Genomic DNA, 17,250 nt, shown 5'->3' on the forward strand with positions numbered 1-17,250 from the left:
CTCCACCCTCACCCGCGCTTTCAGCGCGACCTCTCCCGCGAGCGGGAGAGGTGAAAGCAAGCTGACGTTGCCTGGATCAGAACGCCGCCAACCCGCATGCGGCGACTATGTACCGACTCGCCATCGCCGCCGACACAGCCCGAACTCGACCGCGCTTTCAAACGCTTTCGCCTCACGGCGCGCAAGGCATCGTGAAATAGCGTGAAAACCTGACACCGTTTTGCCGCACGGCACAACTGTTTGCTTTTGGTGTGTGAACTACTTCGCACAATAGCTTCCAGGGTGCGGCCACAGATCGGACACGGGAAGCGTGCGACCCAGCACGAAGTGATTTTCCCGCCAATGACGCTCCGCGCCCTCAGTGCTTCGAATGCGCATGTCGTCAGGGGAATCATGAAATCGAGAGTCAGTGCCAACGCGAGCGGCAAGCTCGCCGGCTTGTTTGCCATCGCCGTGAGCGCAACGAGCTTCACGCATCTCGCGCACGCGCAGGTGCAGCGCAGCTTCCTCAACCTCGGTTTCGAGCAACCGACCCTGACCGCAGCGGCTCCGGCGGTGGGCTGCTACGTGCAGATTCCCGAGGCGAGTGTCCTCGGCTGGACCTCCAATCATCCTTCGGCCACCGGCACTGGCTCCTGCACGGCTCCGCTGCCGGCGACCGGCGCGCTGATCGAATTGTGGCGCACCAATTTCGGCGGCGTGCCGGCGCGCGAAGGCGTCAACTTCGCCGAGCTGAACGCGCAACAGGCGTCGCGCCTGTTCCAGAACATCTGCGTGACCAACGGCGAACAAGTGCGCTGGCAGCTCAGCCATCGCGGCCGCAGCGGTCCGGGCGCGGACGTGATGTCGTTCAACATCGACTCCTCGTCGAACCAGATCATGCGCGGCTCGACCAATCCCTCCGGCACCGGCTCGGTTCCGGCGGGTTCCTGCGGTACCGGCAGCATCGGCGGCGCGACCTGCGATGCGCCGACCACGACCAGCACCTGGGCCGACTACACCGGCACCTTCACCTGGAACGGCACCACCGGCGTACACAACTTCGGCTTCGAGGCGATCAGTGCGCAAGGCGGCATCAGCAGCGGCAATTTCCTCGATCGCATCCAGGTCTTTCTGACGCCGTACGTCGAACTGCTGCCGAGCATCAATTCCGGTCGCGAATCGAGCGGCGCAGTCAACACGCCGGCGCTGGCAGTGACCGGTAACGTCGCCACCGCTTTTACCGTCAGTCTGCAGATCGACCCGAGCAGCACCGCGGTGCTCGGCACCGACTTCACCACGCCCGGCGGCGGCAGCACCTTCAGCGTGACGATTCCGGCCGGCAACTACGACGGCGGCGCCAGCAGCCGCTTCAACGTCGGCATCAATCTGATCGACAACGCGGTGATCGAGAACAACCGCACGATCGTTTTGGCCGTACAGCCGCAGCCGGCGAACTACACGGTCGCCAACAGCCAGACCTGCGGCGGCACCGCGACGCAGACACTGACCTACACCATCCTCGACGACGACGTCGACCTACGCACGACCAAGTCCGCCAGCACGGCCGCGCCGCTGCCCGGCGTGCCGTTCACCTACAGCGTGGTCTACGCCAACAACACCGCGCGCACCACGGTCGGCGCGACCACCGCGCACGACGTGACGGCAGCCATCAGCGACGCGGTGCCCACCGGCATCACCTTCACCAGCTGGACCTGCACGGCAAGCGGCGGCGCGAGCTGTCCCGGCGGCGCCGTCAACGGCAGCACCAGCGGCAGCGGTGCGCTCAGCGGCAATGCCTTCCTGCCGGCCGGCAATGCCGCCGCCGGCGGTTCGATCAGCTACACGATCAACGCGGTCGCCGGCGGCGCGCCGAACTGCGCCGCGATCCGCAATACCTCCACCATCACCACGCCGAGCCCGTTCGCCGAAGGCAGCTCGGTGCGCAGCGGCTTCGTCTCGCCGGCGCCGGGCGGTGCGGCGAACAACAGCGCCGTGTTCGACGTCGACCCGGTCTGCGGCAGCACGCTCACCCTGAGCAAGGTCACGCTCGGCGCGGCCGCGGGCCCGTTCGGATTCGCGCTCAGCAACACCACGCAGACGAGCGGCAGCGCGACGACCGCAGCGGCCGGCACGCCGGTGCAGGTCGACGGCGATCCCGCCGCCGGAGTGCAGTCCTTCACGATTCCGGCCAGCGGCATCGGCGCGCCGGTGACGATCCAAGAATCCTCGGGTCCGGCCGGCTGGGGCCTGCAAGCGGCGGCGTGCACGCTCGGCGGCGCGCCGGTCGGCAGCTTGGCCGGCAGCACGCTGACGATTCCCGGCGCCAGCGTGGCCGAGAACTCGAACTACGTCTGCACCTTCACCAACGCGCGTCCGCGCATCCGCCTGCAGAAGGCGCTGCCCGACGGCCGCGTGCTGAGCGGCGACCAGTTCCAGCTGACGATCGCGGGGCCGCGCGGCGGCGCTGCGGCCAGCGCCACGGTGACGACCACCGGCAGCGGCAATACCGCCACCGGCGTAGCCGACTTCAATCCCGCCGACAGCGGTGGCGCCTACACTTTGTCCGAGGCGGCCGCGGGCAGCACCATCCTCGGCCTCTACAACCCGAGCATCAGCTGCTCCAATGCGACGGCGGGTTCGACCACGCCGCTGCCGAGCGGGCAGGGCAGCAGTTTCGCGCTGACGCCGGCGGCCGGCGACGACATCACCTGCACGATCAGCAATCCCAAACGTGCGTCGACCACGGTGCAGATCACCAAGGTCAGCAACGGCGGCGTCGGCAGCTTCGCCTTCAGCGGCAACAACGGCTTCGCCAACCAGAACATCACCACCGTCACGCCGGGCACCGGCGTCGCCGCGGCGGTGCAGACGCTGACCGCCGGATTGACCGCGACCACGATCAGCGAAGCCGCGCCGCCGGCCGGCTTCGCGCTGAGTTCGATCGCCTGTACCGGTCTCGGTACCGGCGGCAGCGCGACGCCGACGATCACCGGCAACGGCAGCAGCGGCGGCAGCGTCCTGCTCGACGCGGCCGCGACCGCACCGGGCAGCAACATCCGCTGCACCTTCACCAACACGCGCCGCACGCTGACGTTGGCCAAGACCTGGGTCAACGCCAAGCTCAACGACGCGGTGACCGTATCGACCACGGGTCTCGCCAACAACGCGAGCTTGGCGGCGGTCGCCAACACCGCCAACGAAACCGATAGCGGCAGCGCGGTCGCTGTATTCGCCGGCGAGACCGCGACCATCGCCGAAGTCTTCAGCACCGGCACCGCGACCGACTACACCGCAACGCTGAGCTGCACCGGCGCCGCCGATACGAATCCGAACGACGGACTCAGCATCGCCGCGTCCGACACGGCGATCGTCTGCACGCAGACCAACACGCGCAAGACGCAATCGTTCGCGCTGGCGAAGACTTGGGTCAACGGCAGCAACGGCCATACCGCGACCGCGACCAGCAGCGGCGGTTCGGCCAGCGCAAGCTTCACCGCCACCGCACCAGCGAATGCGACCGGTACGGCGGTGACTCTGCGCGCCGGCGATCAAATCACCCTGCCGGTCGAGACCTTCGGCGGCGGCGCCAGCGCCGCGATGTACACGACGACGGTGGCTTGCAGCGGCGGCACCACACTGGCCGCCGCCGCGCCGCCGCAGACGATCACGATCTCTTCGAACACGGCCGCGACGACCTGCACTTACACCAACACCCGCCGCCGTGCGGACCTCTCGATCAGCAAGACCGACGGCGCGACGACCTACACGCCGGGCGCGCCGATCAGCTACACGATCGTGGTGCGCAACGCCGGCCCGGAAGCGGCGAACGGCGCGACCGTTACCGACCTGTTGCCGGCGTCGATCACCAATGCGAACTGGAGCGTCGTCTATGCCGGCGGCGCCAGCGGCCCGGCCAGCGGCAGCGGCAACATCGCGGCGAGCCTGAACCTGCCGGCCAACGCCAGCGCGACGTTCACGCTCACCGGCACAGTCGCCGCGAACACGAGCGGCGACCTCGTCAACACGGCGACGATCGCCGCGCCGAGCGATCTGCAAGATCCCGACGCCAGCAACAATTCGGCCACCGACACGGACACGCGATCGGGACAGGCCGATATCCAAGTCGTCAAAACCGGAACTACGAGCGCCGGTTACGGTGCGGCGATCAGCTACAGCGTGGTGATCCGCAACGCAGGTCCGAGCGATGCGAACGGTACGACGTACAGCGACACGGTTCCGGCCGGCATCAGCAACGTCGCGGCGATTTGCGGCCCGGTCACCGGCGGTGCGGTGTGTTCGGCGCCGACGGTCGCCGGCAATGCGGTCAGCGGCACGATCGCAACGCTTCCGAGCGGCGGCAGCGTGACGATCACGATCACCGGCAACGCGCCGACCAGCGGCACCTCGGTGACCAACAACGCCACGGCACAACCGCCGAGCGGAACCATCGATCCGACGCCGAACAACAACACCGGCACCGCGACGACCAACCTGCTGCAACCGCAACTGACGGTGACGAAGACGGCGACGCCCAATCCGTTCACGGTCGGCCAGCCGGCCAGCTACACCATCACTGTCACCAACAACGGTGCCGGCCCGACGGCGGGCAACATCACGCTGTCCGACACGCTGCCGACCGGCATCACGCTGGTCAGCGCGAGCGGTGCGAATTGGAGTTGCAGCGGAAGCCCAGCGCTTTCCTGCGTGTTCTCCGGCACCTTGGCAGCCACGGCGAGTACGACGCTGACCTTGAACGTCGCCGTCGCCGCGAACGCGAGCAACGGCAACAACACCGCGACTGCGAGCGGCGGCGGTGACGCCGGCTGTCCGGCCGCAACACGTTGCAGCGGCGCGGTCAGCGTGCCGGTGAATGCATCGGCGGACATCGCGGTGAGCAAGACTGTCGACAACGCAACGCCGAACGTCGGCGAGACGGTGACGTTCACCGTCACGGCGACCAATCAAGGTCCCAGCAATGCGACCGGCGTGGCGATCACCGACGCGCTGCCGGGCGGCCTCGTCTTCGTTTCCGCGACGCCGAGTCAGGGCAGCTACGACAACACGACCGGACTGTGGACGATCGGCGCGCTCGCCAACGGCGTCGATGCGACGCTGACGATCACGGCGACCGTGATCCAGACCGGTGCGATCACCAACACCGCGACGAAGTCCGCCGGCGATCAGTTCGATCCCAATAGCGGCAACAACGCCGGTTCAGCGCTGTTGAACGCGCAGCCGTCGGCCGATCTGCAGGTGAACAAGACGGCGAACACGTCGACACCCAATCTCGGCGCGCAAGTGAGCTTCACCATCACCGTGCACAACGCCGGCCCGAACGCTGCGAGCGGCGTGGTCGTCGACGATTTGCTGCCGACCGGCTTGAGTTTTGTCTCCTCGACCGCTTCGGTCGGCAGCTACGACGGCGTCACCGGCGTGTGGACGCTCGGCGCGCTGGCCAACGGCGCGGACGCGACCTTGACAGTGGTGGCGACGGTCGCCGCAGCAGGTGATCTGACCAACACCGCTTCGATCGCCGCTTCCGACCAGCACGATCCGAACACCGCCAACGACAGCAGCGGCGTGACCATCAACGGTCAGTCGGCCGACATCCAAGTGTTGAAGACGGTCGACCAGGCCAACCCGACACGCGGCCAGACCGTGAGCTTCACGATCACGGCAACGAACCAAGGTCCGAGCGCGGCGACCGGCGTACGCATCGTCGACACGTTGCCGACCGGACTGAGCTTCGTCAGTGCGACGCCGAGCCAGGGCAGCTACGACGAAGCGACCGGCGTGTGGACGCTCGGCAATCTCGCCGCCAGCGGCGGCGGCGCCGTCGCAACGCTGACCATCGTCGCAACCGTCGACACCGATACCAGCGTGACCAACACGGCGAGTCTCGACGCGCTCGACCAGACCGATCCGAATCCGGCCAACAATCAAGGCACGGCGACGGTCACACCGGTCGCCAGCGCGGACATCAGCGTGACGAAGACCGGCCCGGCCAGCGCGGGCTACGGTGCCGCGATCAGCTACAGCATCGTGATCCGCAACGCCGGTCCGAGCGATGCGAACGGCACGACGTACAACGACACGGTTCCGACCGGCATCAGCAACGTCACAGCCGCTTGCGGCCCGGTCACCGGCGGCGCGCTGTGTTCGGCGCCGACGGTCGCCGGCAATGCGGTCAGCGGCACGATCGCAACGCTTCCGAGCGGCGGCAGCGTGACGATCACGATCAGCGGCAACGCGCCGACCAGCGGCACCTCGGTGACCAACAACGCCACGGCACAACCGCCGAGCGGAACCACCGATCCGACGCCGAACAACAATACCGGCGCCGCGACGACGACCTTGCTGCAACCGCAACTGACGGTAACGAAGACGGCGACGCCCAATCCGTTCACGGTCGGCCAGCCGGCCAGCTACACGATCACTGTCACCAACAACGGCGCCGGCCCGACGGCGGGCAACATCACGCTGTCCGACACGCTGCCCACCGGCATCACGCTGGTCAGCGCGAGCGGTGCGAATTGGAATTGCAGCGGAAGCCCGGCGCTTTCGTGCGTGTTCTCCGGCACCTTGGCGGCCACGGCGAGTACGACGCTGACTTTGAACGTCGCCGTCGCCGCGAATGCGACCAACGGCAACAACACCGCGACTGCGAGCGGCGGCGGTGACGCCGGCTGTCCGGCCGCAACACGTTGCAGCGGTACGGTCAGCGTGCCGGTGAACGCATCGGCCGACGTGAGCGTTGTGAAGACCGGACCTGCGACGGCGACACCGGGCGCGACGGTGAGCTATCAGCTGGTGGTCAGCAATGCCGGTCCGAGCACGGCGACGTCGGTCAGCGTGAGCGATCCGACGCCCGCGGGTTTGACCCTCGTCTCGGCCGACGCGCCGTGCGCGAGCGGCTTCCCATGCACGCTCGGCAGTCTCGCCGCCGGCGCGAGCGCGACGATCAACGTTACCTACACGATTCCGTCCGGCCAGCGCGGCACCATCGCGAATACCGCGACGGTATCGAGCCCGACTGCTGATCCCGATCCCAGCGACAACACGAGCACAGTTACGACGACGCTGGCGGCGACAGCGGACTTGTCGATCGTGAAGACGGCGACGCCCTCGCCGGTGACCGCCGGTCAGACCTTGACCTACACGCTGGTGGTGACCAACGCGGGTCCGAGCGATGCGAACGGCGCCACGGTCAGCGATCCTTTGCCGGCCGGCTTGAGCAACGCAACAGCAAGCTGCGCGGCGAGCGGCGGCGCGGTCTGCGGCAGCTTCGACAACACGGTGGCCGGCACGATCACGAGCTTGCCGCGCGGCGGCAGCGCGACGATCACGATCACAGCGAAGGCGCCGAACGATGCGACGTCGCTGACGAACACGGCGCGCGTGACGCCGCCGGCCGGTGTGACCGATCCGAGTGCCGGCAACAATCAGAGCAGCGTAAACACGACGGTATCGCCGAGCGCGAATGTGTCTCTGGTCAAGAGCGGTCCCGCGACGATCACTTCGGGCAGCCCGATCAGCTACACCTTGCTGATCGCCAACGCAGGCCCGAGCGTGGCGAACGGCGCGAGCTACAGCGACACTGTCCCCGCCGGCATCACCAACGTGAGCGCGAGCTGCGGCACGCCCACGGGTGGCGCGGTCTGCGCCAATCCGAACGTGACCGGCAACACGGTCAGCGGCACGGTGCCGACCTTGCCGGCGAACGGCTCGGTGACGATCACGATCACCGGCACCGCGCCGATCGGCGCACAGACGCTGACCAACAGCGCCAGCGTGACGCCGCCCGCAGGAACGACCGATCCCGATCCGGCCGACAACACCGACAGCGCCAGCACCGACGTCAGCTCGGCCGCCGACCTGTCGATGCAGAAGACGGTCGACAACGCGGCACCGAACGTCGGTGAGAACGTGACGTTCACGGTGACCGCAACCAACGACGGCCCGAACGACGCGACCAATGTCGCGATCACCGACGGCCTGCCGGTCGGACTCGCCTTCGTCAGCGCCACGCCGAGTCAGGGCACGTACGACAACACGAGCGGCCTGTGGACGGTCGGCACGCTGGTGAACGGCGCCAATGCGACGGTGACGATCACCGCTCGCGTGACGCAGGCCGGTGCGATCGTAAACACGGCGACGGTCAGCGCGAGCGACCAGTTCGATCCGGATACCAGCAACAACGCCGACAGCGAAGCGCTCAACGGCGGTCTGCTCGCGGACATCCAGGTCAACAAGACGGCCGATACATTGACGCCGAACCTGGGCTCGAACGTGAGCTTCACGATCACCGTGCGCAACGCCGGCCCGAGCCCGGCCACCGGCGTCAACGTGACCGATCTGCTGCCCGCCGGCCTCGCGTTCGTGAGTGCGACGCCGAGTCTCGGCACGTACGACGACACCAGCGGCCTGTGGACGGTTGGCGACGTCGCGGCGAATGCGCAGGAGACGCTGACGATCGTGGCGACGGTGACCCAAGCCGGCGCGATCACCAACACCGCGACCGGGGCTTCGAACGAACCCGATCCCAACAGCGCCAACAACCAATCGGGCGTGACACCGAACGGTCAGGCCGCGGATCTGCAAGTCTTGAAGACGGTCGACAACGCCAATCCGCTGCTGGGTCAGAACGTGACCTTCACGGTGACGCTGACCAACCTCGGTCCGAACGCGGCGACCCATGTCACTGCCAATGACGCGTTGCCCGCGGGCCTGACCTTCGTCAGCGCCAATCCGAGCCAAGGCAGCTACGACAACGCGACCGGTGCGTGGACGGTCGGCGATCTCGCCGCCACCGGCGCCGGCGCGGTGGCGACGTTGCAGATCACCGCGACGGTGGCGCAGACGGGCGCGATCACCAACGTCGCGACGAGCGCAGGCGGCGATCAGACCGACCCGACGCCGAGCAACGACGAAGGCCGCGCGACGGTGACGGTACCGGCCAGCGTGGACGTGTCGATCAGCAAGAGCGGCCCGGCCACGATCGAAGCGGCCGGCACGATCACCTACGTGCTGGTCGTGAGCAATGCGGGTCCGGACGCGGCGAACGGAGCGACCTACAGCGACGCGGTACCGGCGGCGATTACGAACGTGCAGGCAAGTTGCGGCACACCGACCGGCGGAGCGGTGTGCGCGAATCCGACCATCACGGGCAACACGGTCAGCGGCACGGTGCCGACCTTGCCGGCGAACGGATCGGTGACGATTACGATCACCGGTACGGCGCCGAACAACGCGACGACGCTGACGAATACGGCGAGCGTGACGCCGCCGGTAGGCAGCGACGATCCCGATCCGAGCGGTAACACGAGCCCGCCGGTCGAGACCGAAGTGACGCCGCTGGCGAATCTCTCGATCACGAAGAGCGGTCCGGCGACGGTCACCGCGGGCGGCACGGTCGCGTACACGATCGTGGTCAACAACGCAGGCCCGAGCGACGCGAACGGCACGACGGTCAGCGATCCTTTGCCGGCCGGCCTGACCAATGCAACGGCGAGCTGCATCGCAAGCGGCGGGGCCGTCTGCGGCGCGTTCGACAACACGGTGGCCGGCACGATCACGACCTTGCCGAGCGGCGGCAGCGCGACCATCACGATCACCGCCACCGCCCCCAACGAACCGGCGACCCTGAGCAACGTCGCGAGCGTGACGCCGCCGGCAGGCACGACCGATCCGACGCCGGGCGACAACACGACTCCGCCGGTGCAAACGCAAGTCGTCGGCTCGGCCAATTTGACGATGACGAAGACCGGACCTGCGAGCGCAACGCCGGGCACGACGGTGAGCTATCAGCTGGTGGTCAGCAACGCCGGTCCGAGCACGGCGACCTTGGTCAGCTTGAGCGATCCGACACCGGCTGGCTTGACCCTCGTCTCGGCCGACGCGCCGTGTGCGAGCGGCTTCCCCTGCAACCTCGGCGACATCGCCGCCGGCGCCAGCGCGACGATCAACGTCACCTACACGATTCCGTCCGGCCAGAGCGGCACGATCGCGAACACGGCGACGGTATCGAGCCCGATCACGGACCCCGATCCCAGCGACAACAGCAGCACGGTCACGACCGCACTGAGCGGCAGCGCCGACGTGTCGGTGACGAAGACGGGTCCGGCGACAGTGAACGCGGCCGGCACGATCACTTACACGATCGTGGTCAGCAACGCCGGCCCGAGCGACGCGAACGGCACCACCGTCAGCGATCCGCTGCCGTCCGGCCTGAGCAATGCAACGGCAAGCTGCGCCGGCAGCGGCGGCGCCGTGTGCGGTAGCTTCGACAACACGGTCGCCGGCATCATCACGACCCTGCCGAATGGCGGCAGCGCGACGATCACGATCACGGCCACCGCGCCGAACGATGCGACGACGCTGAGCAATACCGCAACGGCGAACCCGCCAGCAGGAACGACCGATCCGACGCCCGGCAACAACACGACGCCGCCGGTGCAGACGCAAGTGACGCCGGTGGCGAACGTCTCGTTGGTCAAGAACGGCCCCGCGACGATCACTTCGGGCAGTCCGATCAGCTACACCTTGCTGATCGCCAATGCCGGTCCGAGCGTCGCGAGCGGCGCGAGCTACAGCGACGCGGTTCCGGCCGGCATCACCAACGTCAGCGCGAGCTGCGGCACGCCGATCGGCGGCGCGGTCTGCGCCGACCCGAACGTGGCCGGCAACACGGTCAGCGGCACGGTGCCGACCTTGCCGGCGAACGGCTCGGTGACGATCACGATCAACGGCACCGCACCGATCGGCGCACAGACGCTGACCAATACGGCCAGCGTGACGCCGCCCGCGGGCACCACCGATCCCACGCCGAACGACAACACCGGCACGGCGACGACGAACGTCGGCTCGGCCGCGGACATCGCGGTGACCAAGACGGTCGACAACGCGGCACCGAACGTCGGCGAGACCGTGACGTTCACCGTCAGCGTGACGAACGATGGCCCGAACGATGCGACCGGCGTGGAAATCACCGACGGCTTGCCCTTGGGTCTGACTTTCGTCAGCGCCACGCCGAGTCAGGGAACGTATGACAACACCAGCGGCCTGTGGACGGTCGGCGCGCTCGCGAACGCGGCCGACGCCAACTTGACGATCGTGGCGACGGTGACGCAGGCCGGCGCGATCACCAACACGGCGACCCGTACCGGCGGCGACCAGCCCGATCCGGATGCGAGCAACAACGCCGGCAGTGCGAGCCTGAACTCGGGCACGCTGGCCGACATCCAGGTCGCCAAGAGCGTGGACGACACCACGCCGAACGTCGGCGCCGACGTAACCTTCACCATCACCGTGACCAACCGCGGACCGAGTCCGGCCACCAATGTGGAGGTGGACGATGCTCTGCCGCCGGGCCTCAGCTATGTCTCCTCGATCGCTTCCCACGGCTCCTACGACGACAGCAGTGGTCGTTGGACCGAGGGCAATCTCGATGCGGGCGCCAGCGAAACCTTGCAGATCGTCGCGACCGTGATGCAGCCCGGCGAGATCACCAATATCGCCACCGGCACGGCGACGGAGACGGACCCGAATCTCAACAACAACCAGGCGGGCGTGACCATCAACGGCCAGTCGGCGGACATCCAAGTCGTGAAGACGGTCGACGTCGCCGCGCCGCCGGTGAACGGTCAGGTGACTTACACGGTGACGGTGACCAACAACGGTCCGAGCGCCGCGACCAACGTGACGGCGATCGATGCATTGCCGGCCGGCCTGAGCTACGTGTCGTCGACCGCTACGCAGGGCAGCTACGCCGACGCCGGCGGCTTGTGGACGATCGGCGATCTGGCCGCGAGCGGCGCCGGTGCGACCGCGACGCTCACGATCGTGGCGACGGTGAATGCGGACCAGGCCGGTACGACGATCACCAACGTGGCGAGCAGCGCCGGCGGCGACCAGACCGATCCGACGCCGGGCAACAACCAGAGCCAGGTGCCGATCGTGCCGCTCGGCCAGGCGGATGTGAGCGTGGTCAAGACCGGCCCCGCCAGCGTGACGCCCGGCACCCAAGTGACCTACACGCTGCAGGTGAGCAACGCCGGTCCGAGCACGGCCGGTCAGGTCAGCCTGGCCGATCCGACGCCGGCCGGCCTCAGCTTCGTCTCGGCGGATGCGCCGTGCGCGGCCGGCTTCCCGTGCAACCTCGGCGATCTTGCCGCCGGCGCCAGCATCACGGTGACGGCGACCTACAGCGTGCCGTCGGACTACGCCGGCGCGGACCCGCTCGTGAACAGCGCGAGCGTGTCGAGCCCGACCGCCGATCCGGATACCAGCGACAACAGCAGCACGGTGACGGCGCCGCTGAGCCGCAGCGCGAATTTGTCGATCAGCAAGACTGGCCCGGCCGCAGTCGCTGCGGGCGGCGCAGTCAGCTACACGCTCGTGGTCCGCAACGCGGGCCCGAGCGACGCGAACGGCGCGACGGTCAGCGATTCGCTGCCAGCGGGTCTGACGAATGCGACAGCGACCTGCGCCAACGAGACGGGCGGCGCGGTTTGCGGCGCGTTCGACAACACCGTCGCCGGCACCATCACGACCTTGCCGAGCGGCGGCAGCGCCACGATCACGATCACTGCGACCGCGCCGACCCAGCCGGCCACGCTGACCAATACCGCGACGGTGACGCCGCCGACCGGCACGACCGATCCGACGCCGAGCGACAACACCAGTCCGCCGGTGGTGACCGAAGTCGGTGCACCGACCGCGGATCTGTCGATCACCAAGAGCGGCCCGAGCGTGATCGCACCGGGCAACACCCTGGTCTACACGATCGTGGTGACCAATGCCGGCCCGAACACGGCCGCCTCGGTCCAAGTCGCCGATACGACACCGCCCGGCCTGACCTTTGTCGGCAACGCGGGCGCGTGTACCAGCGCGTATCCGTGCGCACTCGGCGATCTGGCCAGCGGCGCCTCGGCGACGATCACCAGCACGTATGAAGTTCCGCTCGACTACGCCGGTGCGAACCCGATCGTGAACACCGCGACGGCAAGCAGCCCGACGAGCGATCCGAACGCAAACAACGACAGCGCGACCGCGCAGACGCCGGTGGACGCGAGCGGGCAGGTGGCCGACATGATGGCGACCGGCGCCGCGACACAGACGGTATCGGTGAACACGCCGGTCGAAGTGGTGACGAGCTGCACCAACAACGGCCCGCTGCCGGCGATCGGAGCGACCTGCACGGTGACCGAACCGAACGGACCGGACTCGACCGGCCCCGGCCCGCTCGCGACCACGTGCACGCCTGCACCGCCGGTGGCGAGTCTTGCGGTCGGTGCGACGATCACCTGCACGACGCAGTTCACGCCCAATCAACCCGGCACCTGGACGCTGCAGACAACCGCCGCGAGCCAGACCCCGGATGCGGTCCCGGCCAACAACGTCGCGCCGAGCGTGGTGATTGCGCAGGCGCCCGACACGGCCGATCTGCGCATCAGCAAGCAAGGCCCGGCGACGGCCGCCGCCGGCGGCACCATCGTCTACACGCTGAGCGTGACCAACCAGGGTCCGGCTGCGGCGAGCGCGGTCACGGTGACCGATCCGACCCCGGCCGGGCTGAGCTTCGTGCGCGCCGATGCGCCGTGCGCGAGCGGGTTCCCGTGCACACTCGGCACGCTGGCGAGCGGCCAGACGACGACGTTCACGGCGACCTATGCGATCGACGCCGGCCGCCAAGGCACGATCGTAAACACGGCGACGGCGAGCTCGAGCACACCCGATCCGGACCCGGCCAACGACAGCAGCTCGTCGACGACGACGGTGTCGGGCAATCCGCCGATCGAGCAGGTGCCGGTGCCGGTGGATGCGCGTTGGATGCTGGCTTTGATGAGCTTGTTGCTGATGCTGGTGGCTGGCGCACAACTGAGACGTCGGCGCGATTGAGGGCTCGCCATTCCCCCTCTCCCGCGCTCGGGAGAGGGTTGGGGTGAGGGCAATCGGAGCGCAATACTCCGATTCCCCTCACCCGCGCCTACGGCGCGACTGCGCTATCCCTGCTCCGTATCCGTTCGCGCATCCTGCGCTCACCCTCAGCCGCTCGTAGCGGCTTCGACCTCTCCCGCCAGCGGGAGAGGTGACGACAAGTAGACGTTGCCTGGCTCAGAAGGCCGCCAGCCTACATGCGACGACTGCGCGCCGATTCGCAATTCACCTCTCCTGCGAGCAGGAGAGGTGACAGCGAAGCTCGGCGCTCAACGCTCGCCGAGCGCCATCCGCTTGCCGTTCGCCTTGGTACCGCTGCCGCGCAACAGAAAATTGAACTCGAAGCCGGTCGCTTGCGCCACCGGTATCAAACCTTCCTGCGCCAGATCGGGTGCCTGCGTCGCTGCGCCGTCGAAACCATCGGCGAACACGCGGTCGACGCCTTCGGTATGCACGGCGCCGATCCAGGAGCGCTGCCGCGCCGCGCCGGTGACCGGAAAGCTGGCAGGGGAGGTGCCGACGCGGCCGCGCCAATGCATCACGATCAAGACGTCACCGGGCCCGTCGATGCGGACGCCTCCGTTCGGCAGCGCGATCGATTGCAACTCACCGAGCGGCGCGCTGACCGCGACGTCGGGTATCGCGGCGAGCAGGGTCGCGCCGTTGCTCGGATCGTCGTCGTCGTCGCGATAGATGTAGACGTCGAAGCGATCGCCGACCGCCGCGCAAATGCGCCCGCTGGAGGAGGCGCCGCGGAACAAGGTCTGCACCGTGTCGAGCGTGAACGGAAGATCGCTCGCGCTCGGCGTGTAGCGGTTGAGCCAGACGTACGACGTGCCGCGCGTATCGCCGCCGACCGAACGCACGTAGCCGCGACCGCCGTAGCCGTCGATGCGCAGCGTGCATTCTTCGCCGTCGCACAGCTCGCTCGCCGGCGGCGCTTCCGCCGGTTTCACCGCCACGCTGAAATGCTGCTCGGGCGCAGCGCCGTTCGCCTCGCTCAAGACCAGCGCACCGAAGGCGAGATTGGTGGTGTCGAGCGCCGACGGCGTCGCCGTGATGGTCAAGGTCTGCGACGCGCCCGGTGCGAGCTGGAACGAGGCCGGTGACACGCTCACGCTGGCCTCGCCGTAACGTCCGCGATAGGCCGCGCTCCAGCTGCCGCTGACGCCGAGCCGATTGGTCACTGTGCGCGTCCAGCTGCAGCCGCTCGGCGCACAAGCCGTGTCGCGCAGAGATGGCAGGTTGAGTGTTTTGAGATCGAGCATCGGATCGGCCGGATCGGCTTGGACGAAGCGATCGATGCTTTCGTCCAGGGTGAGGCCGGCCAAGGCCGCTTTAGTGAGATCGACGCGGCCGCTGCCGGCATCGTCGGCGTCCCACGGCGTCGGCGTGGCAACGACGAAATCCATGCGCGTGCCGGCGTCATTGGCGGTCGTCATCAAGGCCGACTTCAGTTCCATCGGCGTCCACTCCGGATGCACCGCGTGCAGCAGCGCGGCGGCGCCGGCGACGTGCGGCGTCGCCATCGAGGTGCCGTCGAGCAGACCGTAGTTGCCGCTGTAGGCGTCGAGCGCCGCGTACACCAGCACGCCGGGCGCGCTGAGGTCGGGTTTGGTCAGGTCTTGCAGCGGCGCCGGCGTCGGGCCGGTCAGGCTGAAGCTCGCGTGCAGGTCCGGCGTGATCGCCGAGGCCGGCGGCGCGATCGACGCGCTCGCGTCGTCCGGATGCGCGGCGATGAAGTCGAGCAACGCGTCGCCGCTGGTGCGCGCAAGCGAATAGATCGGCACGTTCGGGCCGCCGCTGGTGTCGAGCAGCTCCGGAAACGTTTTGACCGCGATCACGACGCCGACCGCGCCGGCGGCCGTTGCCGCGTTCGCGATGTCGGCATACAGGCAGTTGGCATCGGCCGGCACGCCGGGATCGATCAGCAGCACGGCGATCGCGCCGTCGAACTGGCCGGCCGGAATCGCGGCGCCGTCCAGACAGCCGGACGGATTGCGCGGATAGGACTTCAAGGGCACCTGAGCGAGATTGCTCGGCAACGTCTTGGTGGTCGTGGCCGGCATCAGCGCGAGCGGTCCGAACGGCGCCGGCGTGCCGCCGGCCGTCACCGTCAACGACGGCACCAGCACTCGGTCTTGCGACGACGCGGCCACCGTCGTCAGCCACGGGCCGCGATGTCCGAGCGCCATGCCGTCGTTGCCGGCGGCCGCGGCGACGAAGATGCCGGCCGCGGTCGCATCGAGGAAGCCGCGGTCCAGATCGTTCCACGGATCGGTACCGCCGCTGACGGAAAAATTGATCACGTCGACTTGATCGGCGATCGCGTTCTCGATGCCGGCGAGGACCCACGGCTCCGCGCACCATTGCGAAGAACAGACCTTGTACTGGCGGATCGCCGCGCACGGCGCCACGCCCGACATGCGCACGCCGTCGGCCAAGGCGGGCGCCGGCACGGCGGTGTTGTCGATCGAATTGCCGGCGGCGGTGCTGGCGGTGTGCACGCCGTGGCCGAAGCCCGGAATCGCTTCGGGATCGGGGCCGCTGCAGATTCCGGGCGTGTCGCTGCGCGTGCAATCGACCGCGCGCAGTTTCGGATGCGTCGCGTCGAAGCCGCAGGCGGCATCGTCGGCGAAGGAGGGATGGCCGCTGTGGGTGCCGGTGTCGAGCACGCCGATGACGACGCCTTCGCCGCGCGTGGCGACGCCGCTCGGTGTCGCCGTGCCGTTCCAGATCGCGTCGGCGCCGATGAAGGCCGGACCGCGCATCGTCGCCGGCTGCTCGTAGCCGGCCAGGCGCAGCGCTTGCACGTCGGGCAGTGCAGCGACGCGCGCGGCTTCCGCGTCGGTCAGTTCGGCGGCGACGCCGTTGTGCGTGATCGCATACTCGTGCGTGATCTCCGGCGCGTGTCCGAGCGCGTTGCGCATCGCGTCGATGTGCGCGCGGCGCGCGGCGCCGAGATGTTCGGCATAGGCGCGCGCGGCCGGCGTATGCACGTCGAACTTGCGTGCCGATGCACCGGCGGTCGCGGCGAATCCGCCGATGCCGCCGCGGTAGTGCAGAAGGCCCTCTTCGGCGAAGCGGATCAGATAACTGCGGCGTCCGTCCGCGCGCGGCGGCGGTGCCGGCGCTGCGCGCGACGGTGCCGTCGGCGGGTCGATCGTGAGCGTCGCCGCTGCCGGTGTGCTGGCCTGTGCGGCGGACACCGCGAAGCCGAGGGCTGCGCTCAGCGTCTTCAAGTAAAGCGGATGCGACATTGCGAAAATCTCCGGAGCAAAGGGGAGGCGGTCGCGGCGGATCGAGACGAACGCCGCGCGCACGCGAGCG

General features: G+C 68.5%; 2 protein-coding genes. One reads left to right on the forward strand and one right to left on the reverse strand.

Annotated features, from left to right (window positions below; translation table 11 throughout):
- The first annotated feature begins 393 nt into the window (after positions 1 to 393).
- On the forward strand, positions 394 to 13,881 hold the full coding sequence (locus AC3QL3_RS06590; protein ID WP_492897579.1) for a beta strand repeat-containing protein: 13,488 nt from the start codon (positions 394 to 396) through the stop codon (positions 13,879 to 13,881).
- Between the two features lie 308 nt (positions 13,882 to 14,189).
- Here AC3QL3_RS06590 and AC3QL3_RS06595 read toward each other — a convergent pair whose 3' ends face one another.
- The gene (locus AC3QL3_RS06595) at positions 14,190 to 17,180 is read right to left on the reverse strand and encodes a S8 family serine peptidase (RefSeq protein ID WP_492897580.1); all 2,991 of its coding nucleotides are present in this window, start codon (positions 17,178 to 17,180) and stop codon (positions 14,190 to 14,192) included.
- Positions 17,181 to 17,250 lie beyond the last annotated feature (70 nt).

It is taken from the genome of Dokdonella sp. GW821-FHT11D02 (genome assembly GCF_058808595.1).

What these genes read in the sequence shown, in the direction of transcription:
- AC3QL3_RS06590 (WP_492897579.1), top strand. Translation starts at nt 394, where the DNA reads ATGAAATCGAGAGTCAGTGCCAACGCGAGCGGCAAGCTCGCCGGCTTG.
- AC3QL3_RS06595 (WP_492897580.1), bottom strand. Translation starts at nt 17,180, where the DNA reads ATGTCGCATCCGCTTTACTTGAAGACGCTGAGCGCAGCCCTCGGCTTC.